The 24,546-nt window shown below is 65.1% G+C and carries 23 protein-coding genes and 1 riboswitch; of the genes, 13 read left to right on the forward strand and 10 right to left on the reverse strand.

Translation table 11 applies throughout. The features are described 5' to 3' along the window. Positions 1 to 10 precede the first annotated feature (10 nt). Complete coding sequence (locus K4A76_RS11070; RefSeq protein ID WP_274412167.1) at positions 11 to 892, forward strand: DMT family transporter; 882 nt, start codon at positions 11 to 13, stop codon at positions 890 to 892. A gap of 7 nt (positions 893 to 899) precedes the next feature. On the opposite strand, the gene K4A76_RS11075 is transcribed toward K4A76_RS11070, so the two are convergent. From K4A76_RS11075 to K4A76_RS11090, 4 genes are all read right to left on the reverse strand, one after another. Next, positions 900 to 1,619, reverse strand: coding sequence for a TorF family putative porin (locus K4A76_RS11075; RefSeq protein ID WP_009686695.1), 720 nt, complete (start codon positions 1,617 to 1,619; stop codon positions 900 to 902). An 81-nt stretch (positions 1,620 to 1,700) separates the two neighbouring features. Next, positions 1,701 to 1,952 (reverse strand): hypothetical protein, encoded by a 252-nt coding sequence (locus K4A76_RS11080; protein ID WP_009686696.1) that lies wholly within the window; start codon positions 1,950 to 1,952, stop codon positions 1,701 to 1,703. Between the two features lie 229 nt (positions 1,953 to 2,181). Continuing rightward, the gene (locus tag K4A76_RS11085) at positions 2,182 to 3,201 is read right to left on the reverse strand and encodes a branched-chain amino acid aminotransferase (protein WP_274412168.1); all 1,020 of its coding nucleotides are present in this window, start codon (positions 3,199 to 3,201) and stop codon (positions 2,182 to 2,184) included. 129 nt (positions 3,202 to 3,330) lie between these two features. Next, positions 3,331 to 3,690: a hypothetical protein gene (locus K4A76_RS11090; protein ID WP_274412169.1), complete on the reverse strand. Its 360-nt coding sequence runs from the start codon at positions 3,688 to 3,690 to the stop codon at positions 3,331 to 3,333. A gap of 187 nt (positions 3,691 to 3,877) precedes the next feature. After that, a riboswitch (cobalamin riboswitch) is annotated at positions 3,878 to 4,090 on the forward strand. A gap of 100 nt (positions 4,091 to 4,190) precedes the next feature. On the opposite strand from K4A76_RS11090, the gene cobW reads away from it, so the two are divergent. The 4 genes from cobW (at position 4,191) to K4A76_RS11110 (ending at position 10,703) form a co-directional block, all read left to right on the forward strand. After that, entirely contained in the window at positions 4,191 to 5,258 is a 1,068-nt protein-coding gene (cobW, locus tag K4A76_RS11095) for a cobalamin biosynthesis protein CobW (RefSeq protein ID WP_009686698.1), read from the forward strand. A gap of 3 nt (positions 5,259 to 5,261) precedes the next feature. Next, entirely contained in the window at positions 5,262 to 9,023 is a 3,762-nt protein-coding gene (cobN, locus tag K4A76_RS11100) for a cobaltochelatase subunit CobN (protein ID WP_274412170.1), read from the forward strand. Between the two features lies 1 nt (position 9,024). Beyond that, positions 9,025 to 10,035 (forward strand): ATP-binding protein, encoded by a 1,011-nt coding sequence (locus K4A76_RS11105; protein WP_182388890.1) that lies wholly within the window; start codon positions 9,025 to 9,027, stop codon positions 10,033 to 10,035. Between the two features lie 89 nt (positions 10,036 to 10,124). After that, positions 10,125 to 10,703, forward strand: coding sequence for a vWA domain-containing protein (locus K4A76_RS11110; protein ID WP_125854799.1), 579 nt, complete (start codon positions 10,125 to 10,127; stop codon positions 10,701 to 10,703). Between the two features lie 106 nt (positions 10,704 to 10,809). Here the strand turns inward: K4A76_RS11110 and K4A76_RS11115 are convergent, their stop codons facing one another. Continuing rightward, positions 10,810 to 11,076: a hypothetical protein gene (locus tag K4A76_RS11115; protein WP_009686703.1), complete on the reverse strand. Its 267-nt coding sequence runs from the start codon at positions 11,074 to 11,076 to the stop codon at positions 10,810 to 10,812. A gap of 340 nt (positions 11,077 to 11,416) precedes the next feature. Between K4A76_RS11115 and K4A76_RS11120 the strand changes: the two genes are divergently transcribed. Continuing rightward, entirely contained in the window at positions 11,417 to 12,742 is a 1,326-nt protein-coding gene (locus K4A76_RS11120) for a sigma-54 dependent transcriptional regulator (protein ID WP_009686704.1), read from the forward strand. Between the two features lie 47 nt (positions 12,743 to 12,789). Here K4A76_RS11120 and K4A76_RS11125 read toward each other — a convergent pair whose 3' ends face one another. Next, positions 12,790 to 14,790 (reverse strand): peptidase U32 family protein, encoded by a 2,001-nt coding sequence (locus tag K4A76_RS11125; RefSeq protein WP_029887226.1) that lies wholly within the window; start codon positions 14,788 to 14,790, stop codon positions 12,790 to 12,792. A gap of 124 nt (positions 14,791 to 14,914) precedes the next feature. After that, complete coding sequence (locus tag K4A76_RS11130; protein ID WP_115294026.1) at positions 14,915 to 15,295, reverse strand: RidA family protein; 381 nt, start codon at positions 15,293 to 15,295, stop codon at positions 14,915 to 14,917. Positions 15,296 to 15,430: 135 nt separating this feature from the next. Between K4A76_RS11130 and K4A76_RS11135 the strand changes: the two genes are divergently transcribed. After that, the gene (locus K4A76_RS11135; protein ID WP_274412171.1) at positions 15,431 to 16,123 is read left to right on the forward strand and encodes a tRNA (adenine(22)-N(1))-methyltransferase; all 693 of its coding nucleotides are present in this window, start codon (positions 15,431 to 15,433) and stop codon (positions 16,121 to 16,123) included. Between the two features lies 1 nt (position 16,124). Here K4A76_RS11135 and K4A76_RS11140 read toward each other — a convergent pair whose 3' ends face one another. Further along, positions 16,125 to 16,385 carry a DUF2790 domain-containing protein gene (locus tag K4A76_RS11140; RefSeq protein WP_009686708.1) on the reverse strand — a complete coding sequence of 87 codons (261 nt, stop codon included), beginning with the start codon at positions 16,383 to 16,385 and terminating at the stop codon, positions 16,125 to 16,127. Between the two features lie 124 nt (positions 16,386 to 16,509). Here K4A76_RS11140 and K4A76_RS11145 point away from each other — a divergent pair, with 124 nt between their 5' ends. Further along, positions 16,510 to 17,442: a LysR family transcriptional regulator gene (locus K4A76_RS11145; protein WP_009686710.1), complete on the forward strand. Its 933-nt coding sequence runs from the start codon at positions 16,510 to 16,512 to the stop codon at positions 17,440 to 17,442. A gap of 39 nt (positions 17,443 to 17,481) precedes the next feature. On the opposite strand, the gene K4A76_RS11150 is transcribed toward K4A76_RS11145, so the two are convergent. Both K4A76_RS11150 and K4A76_RS11155 read right to left on the reverse strand, forming a co-directional pair. Then, positions 17,482 to 18,633 carry an acyl-CoA dehydrogenase family protein gene (locus K4A76_RS11150; RefSeq protein ID WP_274412172.1) on the reverse strand — a complete coding sequence of 384 codons (1,152 nt, stop codon included), beginning with the start codon at positions 18,631 to 18,633 and terminating at the stop codon, positions 17,482 to 17,484. A gap of 16 nt (positions 18,634 to 18,649) precedes the next feature. Then, positions 18,650 to 19,720: an enoyl-CoA hydratase/isomerase family protein gene (locus K4A76_RS11155; protein ID WP_274412173.1), complete on the reverse strand. Its 1,071-nt coding sequence runs from the start codon at positions 19,718 to 19,720 to the stop codon at positions 18,650 to 18,652. Between the two features lie 329 nt (positions 19,721 to 20,049). Between K4A76_RS11155 and mdcA the strand changes: the two genes are divergently transcribed. From mdcA to mdcE, 5 genes are read left to right on the forward strand one after another with little or no spacing between them, the layout of a single operon-like run. Then, complete coding sequence (gene mdcA, locus K4A76_RS11160; RefSeq protein WP_274412174.1) at positions 20,050 to 21,711, forward strand: malonate decarboxylase subunit alpha; 1,662 nt, start codon at positions 20,050 to 20,052, stop codon at positions 21,709 to 21,711. Next, positions 21,711 to 22,616, forward strand: coding sequence for a triphosphoribosyl-dephospho-CoA synthase (locus tag K4A76_RS11165; RefSeq protein ID WP_274412175.1), 906 nt, complete (start codon positions 21,711 to 21,713; stop codon positions 22,614 to 22,616). Before mdcA ends, K4A76_RS11165 begins: the two co-directional genes overlap by 1 nt. Position 22,617: 1 nt before the next feature. Further along, entirely contained in the window at positions 22,618 to 22,917 is a 300-nt protein-coding gene (locus K4A76_RS11170) for a malonate decarboxylase subunit delta (protein WP_009686716.1), read from the forward strand. Further along, entirely contained in the window at positions 22,910 to 23,758 is an 849-nt protein-coding gene (locus K4A76_RS11175) for a biotin-independent malonate decarboxylase subunit beta (RefSeq protein WP_274412176.1), read from the forward strand. The genes K4A76_RS11170 and K4A76_RS11175 overlap by 8 nt, the downstream gene beginning before the upstream one ends. After that, complete coding sequence (gene mdcE, locus K4A76_RS11180) at positions 23,755 to 24,546, forward strand: biotin-independent malonate decarboxylase subunit gamma (RefSeq protein ID WP_274412177.1); 792 nt, start codon at positions 23,755 to 23,757, stop codon at positions 24,544 to 24,546. The genes K4A76_RS11175 and mdcE overlap by 4 nt, the downstream gene beginning before the upstream one ends.

Here is a 24,546-nt window from a genome sequence, read left to right on the forward strand (position 1 = left end):
GTACCACACCATGAGGACTGGCACCAGCTCGCTTGCCGGGCATAAGGCTCGTGCCTGGCTCTGGCCAGCGCTGTTCAGCCTGGTGGCATTTGCCGCCAACTCGGTGTTCTGCCGCCTGGCCCTCAAGAACGGGGCGATCGACCCGGCCTCGTTCACTGTGGTGCGCCTGGCCAGTGGTGCAGTGTTCCTGTTGTTGCTGATTCGCTTGCGCAGACCGGCGCAGCGCATGGGTGGCACCTGGCGAGCAGGCCTGGCCTTGTGCCTGTATGCCTTCCTGTTTTCAGCGGCCTACCTGCAACTGAGCGCGGGGGCGGGCGCTTTGCTGCTCTTCGGTGCCGTGCAGATCACGATGTTCGGTTTTGCCTGGTGCAAGGGCGAACGCATCAGCGCACGGGGCCTGCTGGGTATGCTGATCGCCTTCGCCGGCTTGCTGGTGCTTTTGTTGCCAGGCGCTTCGGCGCCACCGTTCAGCAGTGCCTTGCTGATGGTTATTTCTGGCATCGCCTGGGGGGCGTACACCTTGCTCGGCAGAGGGTCGCCCAGGCCGCTGGCCGACACGGCCGGCAACTTTGCCCGCAGCCTGCCCTGGCTGGTGGTGCTGGCACCGCTGCTGTTGCTGGGAGCCGGGCCACACCTTAGTGCCGGTGGCTTGCTGTTCGCCCTGGGCTCCGGTGTGCTGGCTTCCGGAGCCGGTTATGCCGTGTGGTATGGCGTGTTGCGGCAGGTCAGTGCGCAACAGGCGGCGACCCTGCAGCTGAGTGTGCCGGTGCTGGCGGGGTTGGGCGGGGTTGCGCTGATCGGCGAGCCGTTATCGCTGCGTTTGTTGCTCGCCAGTGTGGTAGTGCTGGGCGGTATTGCGCTGGCGCTGGTGCCGCGCCGCCAGGCCCTGTAGGAAAAGCCTAGAAAAAGCTGCGCTGGGCCTTGAGGGTGACCACGCTGTCGCAATAGGTGTTCATGCCTGAGTAGGCGTCACAGCTGGTGCCACTGAGGCTCGAGTTGCTGTAGATCAGGTTCAGGTCGATGCCTAGCCAAGGGCGCGACAGTTCCAGCGACCAGTCGGAAAAGGCATTCACCTGGCTGCCATCGCCGATGGTGAAGGGTGTGCCCAGGCGGTGATGGGCGAGTTTGACGGTGAGGTCGACATCGAACAAGGGCAGTTGGCCAAAATCGGCGAACAGCGTACCGGTGCGGTTGTCGGGGTTGTCGCGCAGTGCGCCGCCGAACCGGCTGCCAAGTACCGAAACTCCCCCATACAGGGCTACGCTCTCGGCGCCGGCGATGTTTGGCTGGCTGTAGTGGATCAACCCCACCTCATAGCCCAGGGTGCTGTCGAAGTGGTGCTTGTAGCCCATGTAGCTGTCCAGGCGCAGGGTCGAGTTGGCCGTCACACCCATGCTTGGGGCGTATTGGCCGACGTACAGCCCACTGGGGTGGCTGAAATCCATGCCGCCATGAAACGCGCCGACCGCTGTGGGTGAAATCAACCCTTGGGCCATGCTGCGGGAAGGGGTGGTGCCGAGTGTAAAGTCGAAATCGCCCAGTTGGCGCTTCATCTGCTGGGCCAGCAGAGGGGGGCTGAACAGCAGGGCAATGCTCAGCAACAGCAGGGGCCTGAACATGGTCACCGTCCTGGAGGGCTTACGGTAGAGCGTTCAAGGATACCTGCCCGAGCGGCCGCTGAAAACCTTGTAGCGGCGGGTTCAGCCTTTGGTCGAACGGTCGGCATCGGCGGCCTCGGTCACCACCGGCAGGTTGCCGGCACGCTGGATCACCCGGCGTTGCTGCTCATAGTCGTCCAGCGACAGACCGCGGCGCTGCAAGGCCTCCAGCTGTAACTGGCGCGTTTCGTCGGCGCTGTACGGGCGCAGTTCAGGGTGGCTGGCACAGCCGCTGCTGATGGCGAGGGTAAGCAGGGCAAACGTGGCAGTCAGCAAGCGGGCCAGGGTGTTCATCAGGTAGCTCCAGGGGCCAAGGGTGTAGGTGGCGAGGCGATGGAGCTAGGTTATGTGGTTGTCGCGCCTGGTAGAAATTGCCCCTCTCGATAGTGACTATTGATGCACGTCGCCCTGGCCGTTGACGCGCAGACGCTCAAACCTTTAAGGCGCTGCCTGATGGCTTGGCCCATAAAAAGACGGGGCATGCCAGCGATGGCATGCCCCGTCTTTACAACGCAAAAGCGCTTCAGGCGACTTTGACGATCCAGCCAGCCGGTGCTTCCACATCACCGCTCTGGATGCCGGTCAGCTGGTTGTAGAGCTTCTGCGTGACCGGGCCGACCTTCTCCAGGTCGTGGAACACGTGCAGCTTGCCGTTGTACTCGATGCCACCAATCGGGGTGATCACCGCAGCAGTACCGCAGGCGCCGGCTTCGACGAAGCGGTCCAGCTTGCTGATTTCCACGTCACCTTCGACCACGGTCAGGCCCAGGCGCGATTGTGCCAGCTCCATCAGCGACAGGCGGGTGATGCCTGGCAGCACCGAGGCCGATTTAGGCGTGACGAACTCATTGTTGGCGGTAATGCCGAAGAAGTTGGCCGAGCCGACTTCTTCAATCTTGGTGTGGGTCAACGGGTCGAGGTAGATGGCGTCGGCGAAGTTGGCTTTCTTCGCTTCGGCACCTGGCTGCAGGCTGGCAGCGTAGTTGCCGCCGACCTTGGCGGCACCGGTGCCCTGCGGTGCTGCACGGTCGAAGCTGGAGATCTGGAAGTTGTGCGGCTTCATGCCGCCCTTGAAGTACGAGCCAACCGGAATGGCGAAAACCGAGAAGATGAACTCGGGGGCGGTGCGCACGCCAATGTTGTCGCCGGTTCCGATCACGAACGGGCGTAGGTACAAGGCGCCTTTACCGTGCGGTGGCACGAACTTTTCGTTGGCCTTGACCACTTGCTTGCACGCCTCGATGAACACATCGGTCGGCACCTGCGGCATCAGCAGGCGGGCGCAGCTGCGCTGCATGCGGGCGGCGTTCTGGTCCGGGCGGAACAGGTTGATGGAGCCATCCTTGCAGCGGTAGGCCTTCAGGCCCTCGAAACATTGCTGGCCATAGTGCAGCGCGGTGGAGCCTTCACTGATGTGCAGCACGTTGTCTTCGGTCAGGGTGCCCTTGTCCCACTCGCCATTGCGCCATACGGACAGGTAGCGTTTGTCGGTCTTGATGTAGTCGAAACCCAGCTTGTCCCAATTAATGCTTTCGTTGCTCATGACACCCTCATTGTCTTGCTAGTGCCCGATCGCTCGGGCTGCTGTTATATGCGCACCATGCCACCTTAATACATCCGTGGCGGATCGGGAACGGCCGGTCGCAGGTTTCGTCGAGCAGCCCGCCAGCGTTCAGCGCCCCGACAAGCGTTTGGCCCAGTCGCCGCCGTGGCGTTGCTGGCAGGCCTGCTCACTGTCGAAGCGCACATGCCAGGCGGGGTGGTCCAGCGCTATGCCTGCTTGCTCGAGCGCCAGGCGGGTCAATGCCAGCATGCGCCCCTTCGCGTCACCCGCCAGGGCCGCCAACTTGTCCGCCTCCTGCTCGAACACCCAGGTTATCCGCAGGCTGGCGGGAAACTCATGCGGGTCAAGACGGTGGGTTAGCCAACTGAACCCGACAATTTCCGCCTTGGCGGCTTCGCAGGCTTCGGTCAGGCCCGCCACCAGTTCGCGCTCCAGGCGGGCCAGTTCACGTTTGCTCAACGTTTTCACGGGTTGGCCTCGTCATTGGCTTGCATTGGCAGGGGGTGTCCACCGGTACGCTGCACAGGGCTGGGCGGATAGGGGGCGAGAGACATGAGGCGGCCTAGATCGTGGGGCGGGCTGCCACTTTAACCCATTTGCACTGCCCACCGCTGCCCGGCCAACCCGCAACGGTTGACCACCCGCCAACCACTGCGTAGCCTTGCCACTTCGAGGTTCTTCGGCCAGGCCGAAGCTAAGACGGGAACGCGGTACAAGCCGCGGCTGCCCCCGCAACTGTAAGCACCGACAACGGATCGACACAGCCACTGCGCCAACGCGCGGGAAGGCGTCATCCCGCCAGACTGCTGCCGCGGCAGGCAACTGGAACGGTGCAAGCCAGGAGACCTGCCTCGTCACGTTTTCGACTTTCAACCGGGCGGGGTGATCCGGTGGCGAACAAGCCCGGCCGGCCTGGCCGGTGGCTGTCGTCCTGCATGCCCGCGCCATACTGCCAAGGGCACTGCGACATGAAAACACTGGCCAAGCTCCCCGTTACCATCGTTACCGGCTTTCTCGGCTCGGGCAAGACCACGTTGCTGCGCCACATGCTCGACAACGCCCAGGGCCGCCGCATCGCGGTCATCGTCAACGAGTTCGGCGAACTGGGCATCGATGGCGAAATCCTCAAGCAATGCAGCATCGGTTGCACTGAAGAAGAGGCCACCGGCCGCGTTTACGAGCTGGCCAACGGCTGCTTGTGCTGCACCGTGCAGGAAGAATTCTTCCCGGTGATGCGCGAGCTGGTGGCACGCCGTGGCGACCTGGACCACATCCTGATCGAGACCAGCGGCCTGGCCCTGCCCAAACCGTTGGTGCAGGCCTTCCAGTGGCCGGAGATCCGCAACGCCTGCACCGTCGACGCCGTGATCACCGTGGTCGACAGCCCGGCGGTGGCTGCCGGCACCTTTGCCGCCTACCCGGACCAGGTCGATGCGCAGCGCAAGCTGGACCCCAACCTGGACCACGAGTCGCCCCTGCACGAGCTGTTCGCCGACCAGCTCGCCAGCGCTGACCTGGTGGTATTGAACAAGGCTGACTTGATCGACGCCGAAGGCCTGGCCAAGGTGCGTGCCGAAGTCGCCGAAGAACTGCCGCCGGCGGTGAAAGTGGTCGAAGCCAGCAGCGGCAAGCTGCCACTGGAAGTGCTGCTGGGCGTGGGCGCCGAGTCCGAGGCGCACATCGATGGCCGCCGTACCCACCACGACTCGCACCACGACGGCGACGACCATGACGATCATGACCACGACGCCTTCGACTCCATCTCCATCGACCTGCCGGAAGCCGACGAAAGCCTGCTGCTCGACGCCCTGAGCCAGCTGGTGGTGGAGTTCGGCATCCTGCGTGCCAAAGGCTTCGCTGCCATCCCGGGCAAGCCGATGCGCCTGCTGGTGCAAGGCGTGGGTACCCGTTTCGACAAGCACTTCGACCGTGCCTGGCGTGCCGACGAGCCGCGCATCACCCGCCTGGTGCTGATCGGCCAGGACCTTGATGCGGCCCAGCTGGAAGCGCGCCTGCGCCAGGCCCTGGGCGCCTGACCCATGCACCTGCTGCGGACCCAGCCCGGCGGCTTCGTGCCGGATGACAGCATTGCCGACCTCGGCCAGACACCCGCCGAACTGGTGATTCTCTGCAGCGGCGATTCCCACCTGGCATTGCTCGCCGACACCGCCGAGCAACTGCCCGAAGACTTCCCCAGCCTGCGCCTGGCCAACCCGATGCAGGTGCAGAACCATGCCTCGGTCGACCTGTACGTTGACGAGGTGCTGCGCCACGCCAAGGTCATTCTGGTGTCGCTGCACGGTGGCGTCGGTTATTGGCGCTATGGCGTAGAACAACTGGTCGAACTGGCGGCCCGTGGCGTGCAGCTGATCCTGGTGCCGGGCGACGACCGCCCGGACCCGGAACTGACCAGCCTGGGCAACGTCACCGGCGCGCAGGCCGAACGCCTGTGGCACTACCTGCGCCAAGGCGGCAAGGCCAACGCCATCAACCTGTTCAACTGCCTGGCCAGCCAGTGGCTGGGCCGCGACTATGCCTGGGACGAGCCACAGCCGTTGCCGCGCACGGCGGTGTACCACCCACAAAAGGGCAGCGCGGCGCTGGAAGACTGGTACCCGCAGTGGCACCCCGAACACCCGGTAGCGCCGCTGCTGTTCTACCGCTCGCACCTGCAAGCCGCCAACACCGCGTTCATCGACGTGTTCTGCCAGCGCCTGCAGGCGGCCGGTCTGAATCCATTGCCGATCGCCGTGGCCAGCCTGAAGGAAAGCGCCTGCCTGGAGCAGGTCGAAGCCTGGCTGGACGAGGTCGGCGCCGAGGTGCTGGTCAACACTACCGGTTTTGCCCTGTCCAGCCCCGAACGCCCCAACCTGCGCCCGTTCCGCCGTGATATCCCGGTGTTGCAGGCCATTTGCGCGCAGGACAACCAGCCCGGCTGGGAAGCCAGCGAACAGGGCCTGGGTGCGCGCGACCTGGCCATGCACATTGCCTTGCCCGAACTGGACGGGCGCATCATCACCCGGCCGGTCAGTTTCAAGGACATGGCCTGGCGCAGCGAGCGCAGCCAGTCGGACGTGGTGTGCTACCGCGCCCACCCCGAACGCATGGACTTCGTCGCCGAGCTGGCGCGCCGTTGGGTCGAGCTGGCGCGCCTGCCCAATGGGCAGAAGCGCGTGGCCCTGGTGCTGGCCAACTACCCGACCCGGGATGGCCGTATTGGCAACGGTGTTGGCCTGGATACGCCCGCTGCGGCCCTGAACATCCTCGAGGCATTGCAGGCCGAAGGCTACCCGGTGGCCGACCTGCCGGGCAGTGGCACGCAGCTGATCCAGCAGTTGCTCGGTGGCGTGACCAACGACCTTGACCACCTCGACCAGCGCCCTTGCGCCCAGAGCTTGAGCCTGGCCGACTACCAGGCTGCGTTCGCGCGCCTGCCCGAAGCCAACCGCCAGGCGGTGCTGGAACGGTGGGGGCCACCCCAGCAGGACCCGATGTTCCGCAGTGGCCGGCTGATGGTCGCCGGCCTGCGGTTTGGCCTGACCTTTGTCGGCATCCAGCCGGCACGTGGCTACCAGGTGGACCCCAGCGCGGTCTACCACGACCCCGACCTGGTGCCGCCACATGGTTACCTGGCGTTTCACTTCTGGCTGCGCCATGCCTTCGCTGCCGACGCGGTGATACACGTTGGCAAGCACGGCAACCTCGAATGGCTACCAGGCAAGGGCGTAGGGCTGTCGGCGCAGTGCTGGCCGGACGCCTTACTTGGCCCGCTGCCGAACATCTACCCATTCATCGTCAACGACCCCGGTGAGGGCGCCCAGGCCAAGCGCCGTACCCAGGCGGTGATCATCGACCACCTCATGCCACCGCTGACCCGTGCCGAGACTTACGGGCCGTTGCGCCACCTGGAGCAACTGGCCGACGAGTTCTATGAGGCGCAACTGCTCGACCCTCGGCGGGCGCGCGAGTTGCAGCGCGACATCCTCGAACTGGTCAAGGCCAACCATATCGACCGCGAGCTGCAGCTGGAGGGGCAGTTGGACGATGCTGCCGTATGGCTGCCGCGCCTGGACACTTACCTGTGCGACCTCAAGGAGTCGCAGATCCGCGACGGCCTGCATGTGTTTGGCCAATCGCCTGCCGGGCGCCTGCGGCTGGATACGCTGCTGGCGTTGCTCAGGGTCGAGCGTGGCGATGGCCGAGGCGGCAATGCCAGCTTGCTACGCACCTTGGCCAAGGCGCTGGTGCCCGGCTTCGACCCGCTGGATTGCGAACTCGGCCAGCCGTGGCAGGGCGACCGCCCCGAGCCGTTGCAAGCGGTAAGCAGCGAGGCATGGCGCACCTGTGGCGATACGCGGGAGCGCCTGGAACTGTTGGCGCTACACCTGATCGAGCAGGCGCTGGCTGGTACTGTAGAGCTACCTGACAGCGCCGCATGGCACCCCGTGCATGCGGTGCTGCAAGCCCTGTGCATGGAGGTGGCGCCGGGCCTGGATGCCTGCGGCAGCGCAGAAATGCAGGGCTTGCTGGCGGCGCTGGCCGGGCGCTTCGTGCCGGCCGGGCCCAGTGGTGCGCCCAGCCGTGGCCGCCTCGATGTGCTGCCCACCGGCCGTAACTTCTATACCGTGGACGTGCGCAACCTGCCTACCACCACGGCCTGGCGCCTGGGCTTCGCCTCGGCCAACCTGATTCTTGAACGCCACCTGCAGGACCATGGCGACCACCTGCGCCAGTTGGGCCTTTCAGTGTGGGGTACCGCTACCATGCGTACCGGCGGCGACGACATCGCCCAGGCCATGGCGCTGATGGGCGTGCGGCCGGTGTGGGCCAGCGGTAGCCAACGGGTCGATGACTTCGAGATCTTGCCGCTGAGCTTGCTCGACCGCCCTCGGGTGGACGTGACCTTGCGCGTTTCCGGGTTCTTCCGCGATGCCTTCGGCAACCTGATCCGCCTGTTCGATGCCGCGGTGCAGGCGGTGGCGGCGCTGGACGAGCCCGACGACCTCAACCCCTTGGCTGCCCGTGTACGCTCCGAGCGCGCTGCGCTGCAGGCCCAGGGTGCAAGCGCCGAACAGGCCGCTCGGCAGGCTGGCTGGCGGGTGTTCGGGGCCAAACCCGGCGCCTACGGTGCCGGGGTGCAGAATGCCATCGACGGCCGCCTGTGGCACAGCCGCGAAGACCTGGCCGAGGTCTACCTCAACCATGGCGGCTATGCCTACGGCGGCAGCGATGACGGCACCCCGGCCCGCGCCCAGTTCGCCCAGCGCCTGGCCAAGGTCCAGGCGGTGTTGCAAAACCAGGACAACCACGAGCACGACCTGCTCGATTCCAACGACTACTACCAGTTCCAGGGCGGCATGCTGGCGGCTTCGGAAACCCTGGGCGGGGCCGGCGTGGCCAGTTACCACGGTGACCACAGCCAGGTGGACCGGCCGCGCATCCGCACCTTGAAAGAAGAGCTGAACCGGGTGATCCGCGCCCGTGCGCTGAACCCCAAGTGGATCGATGGGGTCAAGCGACATGGCTACAAAGGCGCCTTCGAGATGGCGGCGACGGTGGACAACCTGTTCGCCTTCGACGCCACCACGCACCTGATCGACGACCATCATTACCAGGGGCTGGCCGACGCCTATGTGCTTGACCCGGCCACCCGCGACTTCATGCGCGAGCACAACCCCGAGGCCTTGCGTGACCTTACCGAGCGCCTGCTGGAGGCCCAGCAACGTGGCCTGTGGCAAGCGCCTGGTGACTACCGCGAAGCGCTTGAGGAGCAACTGCTCGACGGCGAGGAACAGGCTTGACATGAGTGAACCCGTACAATTTCCGCTGGCGGCCGTGGTGGGTGCCGAGGACCTGAAGCTGGCCCTGTGCCTGACGGCCATCGACCCGAAAATCGGCGGCGTGCTGATCGAAGGCCCGCGCGGCATGGCCAAGAGCACCTTGGCCCGTGGCCTGGCCGACCTGCTGGGTGAGGGCCCGTTCGTGACCCTGCCGCTGGGTGCCAGTGAGGAACGGTTGGTCGGTACCCTGGACCTCGACGCCGCGCTTGGCCAGGGCAAGGCTCAGTTCTCCCCAGGGGTGCTGGCCCAGGCCGATGGCGGCGTGCTGTATGTGGATGAAGTCAACCTGCTGCCAGATACCTTGGTCGACCTGTTGCTTGACGTGGCCGCCAGCGGTACCAACCGCGTCGAGCGCGACGGCATCTCGCACCGCCACAGCGCCCGCTTCGTGCTGATCGGCACCATGAACCCGGAAGAAGGCGAACTGCGCCCGCAGTTGCTCGACCGGTTCGGCCTTAATGTGGCCCTGGAAGGTTTGCCCGAACCTGCGGCCCGGCAGCAGATCATCCGTCGGCGCCTGGCCTTCGACCATGACCCGCAGGCTTTTTGCGCGCAATGGGCGCAGGCGCAGGCGCAGTTGCGCGAGCGCTGCCAGGCGGCGCGCCATGTGCTGGCGGGCATTGCGCTGGACGACCAGGCACTGGCCTGGATCACCGAGCGCTGTTTTGCTGCTGGCGTGGATGGCTTGCGCGCCGACCTGGTCTGGCTGCGCGCGGCGCGCGCCCACTGTGCCTGGCGCGGTGGTGCAGCCATTGAAGAAACCGACGTGGAGGCCGTAGCCGAATTCGCCTTGCGCCATCGCCGCCGGGTGGCGCCACAGGCCAATCCGCCAGCCCCCCCGCAACAGGCGGAACAGCCGGCCGGCAGCAACCCTGGTGAACAAGGCGGGCAGGGCGATTGGGGTGCATTGCCCGCGCAGCCGGTGGCCAGTGGCGCCCGTCGCGAGGTGCCAAACTGGGCAAAAAAGCCCTGAGCCCCCCCCAGCCACACGCCATAGGGGGGGATGCCAAGGCGGGTGCAGGCAAGCAGCACGGTGCCAGCCGGGGGCGCGCACGCGACGCGGTGGCAGGTAGGGTCGCCTGGCTGCCGACCTTGCTCAAGGGGCGCCCACGCCAGCGCCAGGACCTGTGCTGGCAGCAACGCCTGGCCAGGCCTGCCGAACTGTGGCTGGTGATCGTCGATGCGTCGGCTTCAACCCGCCGCCACCAGGCCTTGGCGCAGACCAAGGGGGTGTTGGCAGCACTGTTCGATCAGGCTTATCGCCAGCGTGCTCGCCTGGCGCTGCTCACGGCCAGCGGGCGCACGCCGCAGTGGCAGCGCCATGGCCTCAAGGCGTCGGCGGCCTTGCAGCCATGGCTACAGGCGTTGGGGGCTGGCGGGGGCACGCCACTGTTCGCAGCCCTGGAGCAGGCCCGGCATTGGCTGCAGGCACGCCAGCGGGCACACCCGCAAGAAGTGCTGCGCTGCCTGGTGTTTACCGATGGGCGCGTGCAGCACAGCAACACGGTCCAACCCATGCCTTGTGCCACGCTGTTGGTGGACATGGAACTGGCGCCGGTACGGCTAGGGCGTGCCCAGCGCCTGGCCGAGCAATTGCAGGCGGATTATCAGCACTTGCACCACTTCAAGCTCGCGTATTGAACAGGGGCACTGCGGCACAATGTCGCAAGTGACAAAGTTGTCAGGCCTGCACGATGAAAGTTGCACAAGTGCGTGGCGCTGCACGCACTTGTTATAAACGCCGGTATTATTTCGGCATCGACCAAGGTTGCAGGTCGTAACCTTTTTCGCACAATTCGGCGCGCACTTCCTCGATCAGGCTGGCCCACTGCGCGGGGTCGGAGTAGATGCGCGAAGACACCTGCTTGGCGCCAATGCGGGTGTTGGTCCGGTCGATCACTGCCAGGCTGAGTTCACCAGTGCCATTGGGGGCATCCCAGGCTACGCACTGGAAGGGTTCGAAGGCGTGGTCGGCAATCAGCAGTGCTTCGTTGACACGGAGCGGGGCATTCATGGTTCGGTCTCTCTGTGGTCCCAAACAGCGAAGTAAGTCCGCGTTGCTTAAAAGTCGCCTCAGGTGCGCGAAGTGCAGCGCGGGGTTATGTGTACTGATGCTCGCTGTGCGGTAGCAAGTCACACATTGCGAATAAATTTTTTGCCAGGGCAATCTCCGTTATTCCCTGCGCCGCCATGTGATGTCGTTAAAGTGCGAAAATTCCCGTGGGCGTTTGTAAAAAAATGCGTCGGCAGACGGACGGTACTGGGCAGTGTCAACTTCGTTGCTACTGTTAAACGGGCGCCACAACTTGCTGTTTTACTTTAAAAAAATCAAACAATGGCGCCAAGGATCGGTCATGCAACAGCCTGCCGCGCAACGCCGTTTGCTGATCGTCGACCCCTGCGACGATTGCCACCGCCTATTGCCGGGCCTGCGCAACGCCGGCTGGGATGTCGACAGCTGCATGCTCGCCGCCGCACTGGACCACCCCTGCGATGTGGGCCTGCTGCGCTTGCAGGCCGCGCACCTGCGGCACCCGGACGCGGTCAAGGACATGATCAAGCGCAGCAACACCGAGTGGATCGCCGTGCTGAGCGCCGACCAACTGCGCATGCCAGCCTTCGGTGACTTTGTCTGTGAGTGGTTTTTCGACTTCCACACCTTGCCGTTCGACGTCTCGCGGGTGCAGGTCACCCTGGGCCGGGCGTTCGGCATGGCGCGCCTGCGCGGCAAGGGTGCGGTCAAGGTCGATGACGCGAACGACGAATTGCTCGGTGACAGCCGGCCGATTCGCGAACTGCGCAAGCTGCTGGGCAAACTGGCGCCTACCGAATCACCTGTGCTCATCCGCGGTGAAAGCGGCACTGGCAAGGAGCTGGTGGCGCGCACGCTGCACCGCCAGTCGCAGCGCAGTGATCAGCCGTTCATCGCCATCAACTGTGGCGCCATCCCTGAGCATTTGATCCAGTCCGAATTGTTCGGCCACGAGAAAGGCGCTTTTACCGGGGCGCACCAGCGCAAGGTCGGCCGTATCGAAGCGGCCCACGGCGGCACCTTGTTCCTGGACGAAATTGGCGACTTGCCGCTGGAACTGCAGGCCAACCTGCTGCGCTTTTTGCAGGAGAAGCACATCGAGCGCGTAGGCGGCAGCCAGCCAATACCGGTGGATGTGCGGGTGTTGGCGGCGACCCACGTGGACCTGGAACGGGCCATTGAGCAGGGGCGTTTTCGCGAAGACCTGTATTACCGCCTGAACGTATTGCAGGTGGTGACAGCACCGCTGCGCGACCGGCACGGCGATTTGTCCATGCTGGCCAACCATTTTGCCCATTTCTACAGCCTGGAAACCGGGCGCCGGCCGCGCTCCTTCAGTGAACACGCCTTGGCAGCCATGGGCCACCATGACTGGCCGGGGAACGTTCGCGAGCTGGCCAACCGCGTACGCCGCGGGCTGGTGCTGGCCGAAGGGCGGCAGATCGAGGCGCAGGACCTGGGCTTGCAGTTGCACGACCAGGAACAGCAGCCGTTAGGCACCCTGGAAGAATACAAGCACCGCGCCGAGCGCCAGGCCTTGTGCGATGTGCTCAACCGGCACAGTGACAACCTGAGCATGGCTGCCAAGGTGCTGGGTGTTTCGCGGCCGACGTTCTACCGCTTGTTGCACAAGCACCAGATACGCTGAGCGTTACACCACGGCACCTGGGCGAACATCACCCAGGGCCGAACCCCTCAATGCGGCCCGCGCGGGATGGTCTTGAGCAGGTCTTCGGGGCTGATGTGCCCAACCACTTGTGCGACCGCGCTGCCCGGTGTCGGCAGGTCGATGATATGGCTCTTCATCTTGCCGATCACATGCATCTCGCACGGCTTGCAGTCGAATTTCAGCGTCAGTACCTCGTCGCCCTGAATCAGCTGCATGGGCGCGACCTTGGTGCGTACGCCGGTGACACCCTTGGCCTGCTTGGGGCACAGGTTGAAGCTGAAACGCAGGCAGTGCTTGGTGATCATCACCGGCACCTCGCCGTGCTCTTCATGGGCCTCGTAGGCGGCGTCGATCAGTTGCACGCCATGGCGGTGGTAGAAGTCGCGAGCCTTCTGGTTGTACACGTTGGCCAGGAACGACAGGTGCGACTCGGGGTACACCGGCGGCGGCGTGGTCTCGGCCTTGCGCGCGCCGCGTGGGTGGGCCTGTACCCGCGCGGCGGTCAGTGCCTCGATGGCCTCGCGGCGCAGGGCCTTGAGCTGCGAGTTGGGGATGAAGTACGCCTGCGGGGCGTCCAGCTCGATACGGTCGGCGTGGTACATAGTGGTACCCAGCTGGCCGAGCAGGTCGTGCAGTTGCTCCAGTGCCTGCTGGGGCTTGTTGGCGACGCCGAACGGGCCCTCCAGGGCTACCTGCACACTGACCCCTTCCTCGCTGCTCAGGGTCAGCAGCAGGCGTTGCTCGCGCAGCACCGCGTGCCACTCCACGCCCACCCGGCGTTCGGAGGACGTGCGCTGCAGGGCCTGTTGCCAGTTGTGGTCCAGGTTGCGCGATAACGGGTGGTTGGGGCGCAGCTTGTGCAGCCCTTCGGGCATTTCATTGGGCTCGACGCGGTAGCGGTAGCGTGTTTGGCCGTCTTCTTCAAACTCGCCACGGGGCTCGGCGATGTTGGCGCGAAAACCCAGCACTTCGCGTTTGACCAGCACATTCAGGCCGTCGCCGTTGGTCAATGGCACGTCGGTCACCACGTGCAGGTCGCGCTTGCCGACCTTTTCCACCACGCCCACCGGCAGGCCGGTGAAGGTTGGCGAGTCGAACGCGCCGATATCGACCTTGCGGTCGGTGACGAAGTAGTCGGTGCTGCCGCGGTGGAAGGTCTTGTCCGGGTCGGGCAGGAAGAAGTGCTCGGTGCGCCCGCTGGAAGCGCGGGCATAGTGCGGGCGGCCTTCCAGGATGGCGTCCAGTTCCTTGCGGTAGTGGGCCGTGATGTTCTTCACATAGCCCATGTCCTTGTAACGCCCTTCGATCTTGAACGAGCGCACGCCGGCATCGACCAGGTCGGCCAGGTTGGCGGTCTGGTTGTTGTCTTTCATCGACAGCAGGTGTTTCTCGAACGCGACCACGCGGCCCTGGTCATCCTTCAGGGTGTAGGGCAGGCGGCAGGCCTGCGAGCAGTCGCCACGGTTGGCGCTGCGCCCGGTTTGTGCGTGGGAGATGTTGCACTGGCCGGAAAATGCCACGCACAGTGCACCATGGATGAAGAACTCGATGGCCGCGTCGGTTTCGGCGGCGATGCTGCGGATTTGCTGCAAATTCAGCTCGCGGGCCAGCACCAGTTGCGAGAAACCGGCCTGGTCGAGGAATTTCGCCCGCTCCAGGGTGCGAATGTCGGTCTGGGTGCTGGCGTGCAGCTCGATTGGCGGGATGTCCAGCTCCATCACCCCCAGGTCCTGCACGATCAGTGCATCGACACCGGCGTCATGCAACTGGTGGATCAGCTTGCGCGCCGGCTCCAGCTCGTTGTCGTGGAGGATGGTGTTGATGGTGGTGAACACGCGCGCATGGTACCGATGGGCGAACTCGACCAGTTCGGCAATGTCGCTGACTTCGTTGCAGGCATTGTGGCGCGCGCCGAAGCTTGGGCCGCCGATGTAGATGGCATCAGCGCCGTGCAGGATCGCCTCACGGGCGATGGCCACGTCACGCGCAGGGCTGAGCAGTTCCAGCTGGTTCTTTGGAAGGGACATGTCGTTGTATTTTCGGGCTGTCACGGGTTAGGCGCGCATTGTAGCGGCGAAACGGGCTGGCGGCACCCTTGGGCTGCCCGAAGGTGTGCAGCCAAGGTGCGAGGGGGACGGCAACGACGGTCGGTCAGCGCTTGGCGGCCATCGCCGTCACTTCGACGCGCATGCCGTCGAACGCCAAGGCGGCCACCCCAACGGCGGCACGCACCGGCCAGGGCTTGCTGAAGAAGCGCTGGTACACCTCGTTGAATGCCGCGCGGTCGGCCATGTCGGTCAGGTAGATGGTCAGGTGCAGCACGCGGTCCATGCCGCTGCCGGCTTTTTCCAGCGCCACTTTCAAGGCCTGCAGGGTGCACTCGCTTTGCGCGACGATGTCACCCAGCTCCAGGCTGCCGTCGGCACGGGTCGGGATCTGGGTAGTGACCAGCACGCCGTTGTACTCGGCGACGTCGGAAGAAATCGAGTCGGCGTCCGGGTCGGGGGTATAGATGATGTCTGCTTGAGCCATTGTGGTTCGCCTTGCAACGGAAGGAAAACGGCAAGCCTACGCGAGCGCAACGCACCGGTCGAGCGCACCCCGGCGTTTGTAAAGCGCGGCGTTCACCGGCAGAATCGCGGCCGATTGCCAGACCAGAGGTTTACGTTGAACGAACAGACTTTGTCCCGGCGCCTGGAGCGCGTGGCTGCCTATGTGCCGCAGGGCGCGCGCCTGGCCGACATTGGCTCGGACCATGGCTTCCTGCCGGTGGCGTTGATGTTGCGCGGGGTGATCGAGGCCGGGGTGGCCGGTGAAGTGGCGCAGGTGCCGTTCGCCTCGGCCCAACGCACGGTGAGCCGCAACGGCCTGGAGGCCTCTGTGGCCGTGCGCCTGGCCGATGGCTTGGCGGCCATCGAGCCACAGGACCGTATCACGGTGATCAGCCTGTGCGGCATGGGCGGCGACACCATGTGCGCCATCCTGCAGGCAGGCCCGCAGCGCCTGGCCGGCGTCACCCGCCTGGTAATGCAGCCCAACGGCGGTGAGCGCGAACTACGCCAGTGGCTGGCCGGCAATGGCTACCGGATCGTCCACGAGGAACTGCTGCGGGAAAACCGCTTCGACTACGAGATCATCGTCGCCGAGCCGGGCAGGGCGGTGTACACCGCTCAACAGCTGTACTTCGGGCCGTTGCTGATGCAGGAAAAAAGCGCGGCGTTCCTGGGTAAATGGCAGCGCATGCTGCGCCAGAAGCAGCACACCCTGGCCAATTTCCAGCGGGCCCGGTGCGCTGTGCCGCAGGCGAAGATAGACGACTTCAACCAGCAGGTAGGCTGGATAAAGCAGCTGCTGGCCTGAGTCACTGTTGCGGGCAGTTGCTCATCTCGCGGTAACTGATTTCGTGCTTCTGGTCATGGTGGTCGAGGTACACCATGTGAGCGGTGCCGATCTGGCAGTCGCCGACGTTGCTGGGCGGGGTGATGGAAATCACTTTGGCCACATCCAGGTGCATGCCGTATGCATAGTTGCTACTGGCTGGCTGATCGTTGCCCGTGGCGGCGAGGGCTGCGCACGAAGCCAAGGCAGCGGAAATGGCGATTATAGCGAGGGAGGGTTTCATGGCTGGCTCCTTTTACAATGTATGACTAATGATGTATTCAAAGGCCTTACACAATAAATGGGCTAAGTCGTGATAGATTCCTGCCTTTAACGTAACAATAACACTTAGTAAGGAGCTCACTTTCATGGACATGCTCCATGCCATGCGTACCTTCGCCCGTGTGGTGGAATGCGGCAGCTTCGCGGCGGCCGCCAACGCCCTGGACATCTCTGCGGCACAGGTTTCGCGCATCGTGGCGGAGCTGGAAAACCAGTTGCAGACCCGCCTGTTGCACCGCACCACCCGGCGCTTGCGCATGAGCGAGGCCGGCGAGCGGTTTCTCGAGCGGGCGCGGCAGATCATGCTGCTGACCGAAGAAGCGGTGGGCGAGGCCCGTGGTGCGCACCTGACGCCGCGTGGGCGGTTACGCCTGCACTGTCCCCATGGCCTGGGGCTGTTGCTGATGCCGCTGGTGGCCGGCTACAACGCGTTGTGCCCGGAGGTGGTGATCGAGCTGACCCTGTCACAGCGCAACCCCGACCCGCTGGCCGAAGGGCATGATGTGGTGATTACCGTGGACGGCGCGTTGCCCGATTCGCAGCTGATCGCCGTGCCGCTGGGCAATATCTTCAGTATCCCCTGCGCGGCCCCGGCCTACCTGGAAGCCAATGGCGTACCGGAAAGCCCCGAAGACTTGCACGGCCATCGTTGCCTGCGCATGTCGTACCCCATGTACGAAGGTGACTGGGTGTTCCCGCAGGGGGTCGACCAGTGTGTGATCGTACCGAAGGACGGTTTCTCCACCAATGTTGCCGATGCCATGCTGGTGGCCAGCGAGTTGGGCATGGGCATAGGCCTGTTGCCGTTCTACACCGCCAGCCAGGCGATCGGGCAGGGGCGGCTGTGCCGCCTGTTGGCGCCGTATCGGCTGCGCGAGAGTGCGCTGTATGCAATTTACCCGTCACGGCACTACCTGGATGCCAAGGTGCGTACCTGGATCGACTACCTCAAGGAGCAGTTGCCAGCGCTGTTCGAAAGGCACGCCGAGCTGGTGGACGACGCCCGCTACTGGCGCTAGGTGGGCAGAGCCTGGCGCCAGGGCTCGGTCGTCGACCTACTAAAGCGTGTAGTGCTTCAGCTCCCGCGCAATCAGCATGCGCTGGATTTCGCTCGAGCCTTCGTAGATCTGGGTGATCCGGGCATCGCGGTAGTAACGCTCTACCGGGTAGTCTTCCAGGTAGCCGTAGCCGCCATGTACCTGGATCGCCATCGAGCACACCCGTTCGGCCATTTCCGAGGCGAACAGCTTGGCCTGCGATGCTTCTGACAGGCACGGCCTGCCGGCGCTGCGCAGGCGCGCAGCATGCAAAATCAGCAGCCGCGCAGCGTTTACTTGCACCTGCATGTCGGCCAACAGGTTGGCGATGCTCTGGTGCTCGTTGATCGGCTTGCCGAATTGCACACGGTCCCGTGAATAACCCAGCGCTGCTTCGAATGCCGCACGGGCGATGCCCAGCGCTTGCGCGGCGATACCGATCCGGCCACCTTCGAGGTTGGACAAGGCGATGGCCAGGCCCTTGCCGCGCTCGCCCAGCAGGTTGGCGGCCGGTACACGGCAGTTGTCGAACGTGACCGCGCAGGTGTCAGAGGCGCGGATGCCCATCTTGTGTTCGCTGCGGTCGACTTTGAAGCCCGGGTTGTCGGTGGGCACCAGAAAGGCCGACAGGCCCTTCTTGCCCAGTTCCGGGTCGGTTACCGCAAACACGATCGCCAGGCCGGCACGCCGGGCATTGCTGACGAACTGCTTGGCGCCATTGATCACCCATTGGCCGTCTATCAACTCTGCGCGGGTTCGCAGGTTATGCGCCTCGGAGCCGGCTTGCGGCTCGGTCAGGCAGAAGCAGCCGATCACTTCACCCGTGGCCAGGCGTGGCAGCCATTGCTGCTGTTGGTCGGCCGTGCCATATGCCAGCAGCGGGCCGCAACCTACCGAGTTATGAATGCTCATCATCGCCCCGGTGGCGCCACAACCGGCGGAAATTTCCTCTACCGCCAGGGCATAGGCGACGTAGTCGGTGTAGCTGCCGCCAAAATCTTCGGGCACGACCATGCCCAGCAGGCCCAGTTCGCCCATCTTGCGTACCACGTCGTCATCGATCCAGCCGGCCTTTTCCCACGCCTGGGCGTGCGGTGCGATTTCGCCACGGGCAAAATCGCGCGCCATGTCGCGGATCATGATCTGTTCTTCGCTCAGTTCCAGGTCTTGCATCGGTGTACTCCCGGGCTCACAGGCCTTCGAAGAATTGGTCGACCCGCTGGCGTTGCAGTGCAGCCAGGGTGGGTGGGTTCCAGCGCGGTTGCTTGTCCTTGTCGATGATCAGGGCGCGTACGCCTTCGATGATATCGCCATGCTGGAACCACTGGCGGTCCAGGTGCAGCTCCATGGCAAAGCACGCCTCCAGGTCCCGTTGGCGGCCCCGGCGCAGCATCTCCAGCGTAACGGCCATGGCCAGCGGCGAGCGGCTTTCCAGCTGATCGGCAGTGGCCGTGGCCCAGGCGTGGCTGTCGCCAATGCTGACCGTGCGCAATTGCTCGACGATGGCCGGCAGGTCGGGCAGGGCGAAGAAGTGGTCGATGACCGGGCGCAGCTTTTCCAGCGGGGCATCCTCCAGCACCTGGCTACCGAGCCTGGCCAGCAGGCCCTGCAGGTCCTTGAGCGGGTGGTCGCCGAAACTCAGCTGGTCCAGGCCTTGATCCAGGGCGGCGAGTTGGTCGCTGGCCAGGTGCCAGTCGGCCAGGCCGCAATACAGCGCATCGGCGGCCTGCACCTGTGCGCCGCTTACACCCAGGTAGATGCCCAGCTCGCCAGGGAGGCGCGACAGAAAATAACTGCCGCCCACGTCGGGAAAATAGCCAATGCCGACTTCAGGCATACCCAGGCGGCTGCGCTCGGTCACCACGCGCAGGTCACAGCCCTGAGCCAGGCCCATGCCACCGCCGAGGGTGAAGCCGTCCATCAGCACCAGCACCGGTTTGCGGTAACGGTGGATGGCCAGGTCGAGGGCATACTCCTCGACGAAAAAGGTCTCATGCAGCGTATCGCCGGCCTTGAAGCTGTCGTGCAGCGAACGGATGTCGCCACCGGCGCAAAAACCCTTGGGGCCTGCACCGCGCAGCACCACCGCCCGTACGTGCGGGTCCCGGGCCCACTGTTCCAGGTGGTGGCGCAGGCTACGGACCATGTCCAGGGTAAGGGCATTGAGGCCGGCGGGGCGGTTCAGTGTCAGGTGGCCGACCTGGTTGCGGACCTCGGCCAGTACATGGTCGGTGGCCGAGGTGTAAGCGTGCGCAGTCATTGCCTTCTCCCTGCTTTGTTATTGATTTTCCAAGTGAAGTCTGGATTTCGCTGGAGGATCTGGGGATCCTTGCATGCGAATTTGCCTTGTACAATCGACAAATCTGCAGGGGGAATCTGCATTTTTGCGTGCCTGGCAGTGTTGCCACTCTAGCAAGGTTTGAGGTTTACCGGGCTGGCTCGGTGGGCGGGCGCCGATGTTCTTGGTGTTTTGGTCCACCAGAACCCCGATCATTAACCTTAGCGTAACGATCCAGCGCCGAGCTTGATTGATGCCCGGCTGGCCCCCGCCCTAAGGTGACCCCACGACAGCGAACCCGTGGAGTCACCATGACAACAACACAGAATCCACCGCCGCAATGGTCGCGACGGCGTGCCGAAAAGCAACGCCGCCTCGATCAGGTCCGCCACCTTGCCGACGGTGCGGTGCTGCCCAGCGAGCGTATCGTCGAAGCACTGGAGCTGTTGCTGGCCCCCGGCGACCGGGTGGTGCTGGAAGGCAACAACCAGAAGCAGGCCGACTTCCTCTCGCGTTCGCTGGCCAAGGTCGACCCTGAGCGCCTGCACGACCTGCACATGATCATGCCCAGCGTCAGCCGTGCAGAACACCTGGACTTGTTCGAGCGGGGCATCGCCCGCAAGCTGGATTTCTCCTTCGCCGGGCCACAAAGCCTGCGCATTGGCCAGTTGCTTGAAGACGGCTTGCTCGAAGTCGGCGCGATCCACACCTATATCGAGCTGTACTCGCGGCTGCTGGTCGACCTGATCCCCAACGTGACCTTGGTGGCAGGCTTCATTGCCGACCGTGAGGGCAACCTGTACACCGGGCCCAGCACCGAAGACACCCCAGCGCTGGTAGAGCCGGCCGCGTTCAGCGACGGTATCGTCATCGCCCAGGTCAACCAGCTGGTCGACCGTGTGGACGACCTTCCGCGCGTCGATATCCCGGCGTCATGGGTCGATTTCGTGGTGGTTGCCGACCAGCCTTTCTACATCGAACCGCTATTCACCCGCGACCCGCGTCATATCAAGCCGGTGCATGTGCTGATGGCGATGATGGCCATTCGCGGCATCTACGAAAAACACCAGGTGCAGTCGTTGAACCATGGCATCGGCTTCAATACCGCTGCCATCGAGCTGATCCTGCCCACCTACGGCGAGTCGCTGGGGCTCAAGGGCAAGATCTGCCGCAACTGGACCCTCAACCCTCACCCTACGCTGATCCCGGCTATCGAAAGCGGCTGGGTGCAAAGCGTGCATTGCTTTGGCACCGAGTTGGGCATGGAGGACTACATCGCCCAGCGGCCCGATGTGTTCTTCACCGGCCGTGACGGTTCGCTGCGCTCCAACCGCATGATGTGCCAGCTGGCCGGGCAGTACGCCGTGGACCTGTTCATTGGCGCGACCCTGCAGGTAGACGGTGATGGCCATTCGTCGACAGTCACCCGCGGCCGCCTGGCCGGCTTTGGCGGGGCGCCGAACATGGGCCACGACCCCCGGGGCCGGCGCCATGCAACGCCGGCCTGGCTCGACATGACCGTGCCGCAAACCCTGCTGGAGCGCGGCCGCAAGCTGGTGGTGCAGATGGTCGAAACCTACCAGGAAGGCGGCAAACCGACCTTCGTGGAAACCCTGGATGCGGTGGCCGTGGCGAAAAAGGCCGGCATGCCGCTGGCCCCGGTGATGATCTACGGTGACGACGTTACCCACCTGTTGACCGAAGAGGGCATTGCCTACCTGTACAAGGCCCGCAGCCTGGAAGAGCGCCAGCAGATGATTGCCGCTGTGGCCGGGGTTACCGCCATCGGCCTGCGGCATGACCCGAAAGACACTGCGCGCCTGCGCCAGCAAGGCCTGGTGGCATTGCCCGAAGACCTGGGCATCCGCCGCACTGACGCCAGCCGCGAGCTGCTGGCAGCGCGCAGCGTTGCCGACCTGGTTGAATGGTCCGGCGGCCTGTACAACCCGCCGGCACGGTTCAGGAGCTGGTGATGAAAGCACGCGACTTGCGCCTTGAACCTGTTACGGTCCCTGTGGGCGCGGGTTTACCCGCGAAGAGGCCAGCCCACACAACCCGGATTCAACTGCCAGACCACCTGGCCGACCTGGCCGTGGAAGCCCTGATCGACGAAGCCGAGCTGTCCCCCAAACCCGGCCTGGTCGACCGCCGCAGCAACGGCGCTCACACCGACATGACCCTGGCCCTGATGCACGCCTCGGCCCTGGCCCTGTGGCCCTGCCTGCGCAACATGGCCGCAGCCGCGCAAACCATTGGCACCATCGGCCAACCCCTGCGCGCCAGCTTGGGCCAGCTCGGCCGTGAAGGCGAAGCCGCGATGCTGGCCGCGACCCATGGGGTCAACACCCACCGCGGCGCTATCTGGGCCCTGGGCCTGCTGGTCGCCGCCAAGGCCCTCGACCCCGATGCCAGCGCCAACACGGTGGCCGCGCGGGCCGGGCGCATCGCCCTGTTCGACGACCCGGCCATGCCGCAGCAGCACAGCCACGGCCTGCAGGTGCGCCAGCGCTATGGCCGCAGCGGTGCCCGCGAACAGGCGCAACAAGGCTTCCCTGCGGTTATCGGCCACGGCTTGCCACACCTGCAACGCAGCCGTGCCAGCGGTGCCAGTGAGGCCAACGCCCGGCTCGATGCCTTGCTCGCCATCATGGCCGTGCTCAGCGATACCTGTGTGCTGTGGCGCAGCGGGCCTGCCGGGCTGGCCGCCGTGCAGCAGGGCGCCCGCGCGGTACTGGGTGCCGGGGGCAGTGCCACCCTGGCCGGGCGCCGTCACCTGCGTGCGCTGGACCAGCAACTGCTGCAACTGAACGCCTCACCGGGCGGCGCCGCCGATCTACTGGCCGCCTGCCTGTTCCTCGACAAAGCCGGGAGCCTGTGACATGGAAACCCTGACCTTCGATTTCCCCGCCGCCGAACCGGGGCGTGGCCGCACGCTGGTGGGCTGTGTCAGCTCCGGCGACCTTGAAGTACTGATCGAGCCCGGCACCGCCGGCCATCTGCAGATCCAGGTGGTGACTTCGGTCGATGGCAGCGCCGCGCGCTGGGCGCAACTGTTCCAGCGCCTGTTCGAGGGCCGCGCCTGGCCGGCCGTGAACATCGACATTCATGACTTCGGCGCCACCCCGGGGGTGGTCCGCCTGCGCCTGGAACAAGGCTTCGAGGAGATCGCCCATGACTGACACCGCACGCCTGCTGCGCAGCCGCAGCTTCGTAGAACTGGGTGCCCGGCAGCGCGCCCGCGCCGTGCTCGACCCGGGCAGTTTCCGCGAGCTGCTCGGCCCCTTCGACCGGCTGATGTCGCCTTGGCTGCCCTTGCAGGGCATCGTGCCGCAGGCTGACGACGGCGTGGTCATCGCCAAAGGCACGCTGAACGGGCGCAATGCGCTGGTCGCCGCTATCGAGGGCGGCTTCCAGGGCGGCAGCATGGGCGAGGTGGGCGGCGCCAAGATTGCCGGGGCGTTGGAGCTGGCCATCGAAGACAACCGCAATGGCATCCCCACGTGTGCAGTGCTGCTGCTGGAAACCGGCGGTGTGCGCTTGCAGGAAGCCAACCTTGGCCTGGCAGCGATTGCCGAAATCCAGGCGGCGATCGTCGAACTGCGGGCCTGGCAGCCGGTAATCGGGCTGATTGCAGGTCCCGTCGGGTGCTTCGGCGGCATGTCAATCGCCGCTGGCTTGTGCAGCCATCTACTGGTCACCCGCGAGGCCCGCCTGGGCCTCAACGGGCCTCAGGTCATCGAACAGGAAGCCGGCATTGCCGAGTATGACGCCAAGGACCGGCCGTTCATCTGGAGCCTGAGCGGCGGCGAACAGCGCCATGCCAGCGGGCTGGTCGATGGCTATGTGGCCGATGACATCCAGGCGCTGCGCGACTGCCTGCTGCAATTGCTCGACTCGCCTGGCGCTGACCGCGCCCGGCAACACGCCTGGTACCTCGAGCGCATGGCCCGGCTGGGCGCCGAGTGCCCGCAACTGGACGCTACCGCTGTGCGTGCCCTTTACCAAGGAGAAGCCCAATGAACCGTGCCATGAACTGGCTGCCGGGCCTGGCGGGCGGCCAGCCCTTGCCGGGCTACCCGGCGTCGTTGCAGGTCATCGATGGCGAACTGGACAACCGCCTGGCGCGCTTTATCGCCGTGGTCCCGGACCCCGCCAATCCGTTCCCCCGGGCCCGCGGCGGCGAAGTCGGCCTGCTGGAGGGTTGGGGCCTGGCCAAGGCCGTGAGCGACGCGGTCGACGCTGACAGCCAGGGGCACAAGCGCGCAATTGTCGCGGTGATCGATGTGCCCAGCCAGGCCTACGGTCGCCGTGAGGAGGCCTTGGGTATCCATCAGGCCTTGGCTGGCGCTGTGCAGGCTTACGCCCAGGCCCGGCTGGCCGGTCACCCGGTAATCGGGCTGCTGGTCGGCAAGGCCATGTCTGGCGCTTTTCTTGCCCACGGCTACCAGGCCCAGCGCCTGATCGCCCTGGACGATGCCGGGGTAATGGTGCATGCCATGGGCAAGGCGGCAGCCGCGCGGATTACCCTGCGCAGTGTCGAGCAACTGGAAGCGTTGGCCGCCGAGGTGCCGCCCATGGCCTATGACCTGGACAGCTATGCGTCACTGGGCCTGCTGTGGCGTCGGTTGACGGTGGCCAACGCCGAAGCGCCTGGCAGCGCCGACATTGCCCGGGTGCGTGCCTGCCTTGCCGACGCGGTCCGGGATATTGGCAGCTCGACCGACCTGTCGTCGCGGCTGGCGGGCGAACACCGCAGTGCCTCGCGGCAAGTGCGTGAGCAACTGCGCCGCCAATGGCAGGGTGCCTGA

The sequence above is a fragment of the Pseudomonas sp. NEEL19 genome, assembly GCF_028751975.1.
Lineage (GTDB): Bacteria > Pseudomonadota > Gammaproteobacteria > Pseudomonadales > Pseudomonadaceae > Aquipseudomonas > Aquipseudomonas juntendi.

Bases quoted from the DNA above. Each gene is read 5' to 3' on its own strand.
- K4A76_RS11075 (WP_009686695.1), bottom strand. From the start codon at position 1,619: ATGTTCAGGCCCCTGCTGTTGCTGAGCATTGCCCTGCTGTTCAGCCCC.
- K4A76_RS11170 (WP_009686716.1), top strand. From the start codon at position 22,618: ATGGAAACCCTGACCTTCGATTTCCCCGCCGCCGAACCGGGGCGTGGC.
- cobW (WP_009686698.1), top strand. From the start codon at position 4,191: ATGAAAACACTGGCCAAGCTCCCCGTTACCATCGTTACCGGCTTTCTC.
- K4A76_RS11130 (WP_115294026.1), bottom strand. From the start codon at position 15,295: ATGGCTCAAGCAGACATCATCTATACCCCCGACCCGGACGCCGACTCG.
- K4A76_RS11145 (WP_009686710.1), top strand. From the start codon at position 16,510: ATGGACATGCTCCATGCCATGCGTACCTTCGCCCGTGTGGTGGAATGC.
- K4A76_RS11070 (WP_274412167.1), top strand. From the start codon at position 11: ATGAGGACTGGCACCAGCTCGCTTGCCGGGCATAAGGCTCGTGCCTGG.
- K4A76_RS11150 (WP_274412172.1), bottom strand. From the start codon at position 18,633: ATGCAAGACCTGGAACTGAGCGAAGAACAGATCATGATCCGCGACATG.
- K4A76_RS11085 (WP_274412168.1), bottom strand. From the start codon at position 3,201: ATGAGCAACGAAAGCATTAATTGGGACAAGCTGGGTTTCGACTACATC.
- K4A76_RS11080 (WP_009686696.1), bottom strand. From the start codon at position 1,952: ATGAACACCCTGGCCCGCTTGCTGACTGCCACGTTTGCCCTGCTTACC.
- mdcE (WP_274412177.1), top strand. From the start codon at position 23,755: ATGAACCGTGCCATGAACTGGCTGCCGGGCCTGGCGGGCGGCCAGCCC.
- K4A76_RS11120 (WP_009686704.1), top strand. From the start codon at position 11,417: ATGCAACAGCCTGCCGCGCAACGCCGTTTGCTGATCGTCGACCCCTGC.
- K4A76_RS11105 (WP_182388890.1), top strand. From the start codon at position 9,025: ATGAGTGAACCCGTACAATTTCCGCTGGCGGCCGTGGTGGGTGCCGAG.
- mdcA (WP_274412174.1), top strand. From the start codon at position 20,050: ATGACAACAACACAGAATCCACCGCCGCAATGGTCGCGACGGCGTGCC.
- K4A76_RS11125 (WP_029887226.1), bottom strand. From the start codon at position 14,790: ATGTCCCTTCCAAAGAACCAGCTGGAACTGCTCAGCCCTGCGCGTGAC.
- cobN (WP_274412170.1), top strand. From the start codon at position 5,262: ATGCACCTGCTGCGGACCCAGCCCGGCGGCTTCGTGCCGGATGACAGC.
- K4A76_RS11140 (WP_009686708.1), bottom strand. From the start codon at position 16,385: ATGAAACCCTCCCTCGCTATAATCGCCATTTCCGCTGCCTTGGCTTCG.
- K4A76_RS11155 (WP_274412173.1), bottom strand. From the start codon at position 19,720: ATGACTGCGCACGCTTACACCTCGGCCACCGACCATGTACTGGCCGAG.
- K4A76_RS11165 (WP_274412175.1), top strand. From the start codon at position 21,711: ATGAAAGCACGCGACTTGCGCCTTGAACCTGTTACGGTCCCTGTGGGC.
- K4A76_RS11175 (WP_274412176.1), top strand. From the start codon at position 22,910: ATGACTGACACCGCACGCCTGCTGCGCAGCCGCAGCTTCGTAGAACTG.
- K4A76_RS11115 (WP_009686703.1), bottom strand. From the start codon at position 11,076: ATGAATGCCCCGCTCCGTGTCAACGAAGCACTGCTGATTGCCGACCAC.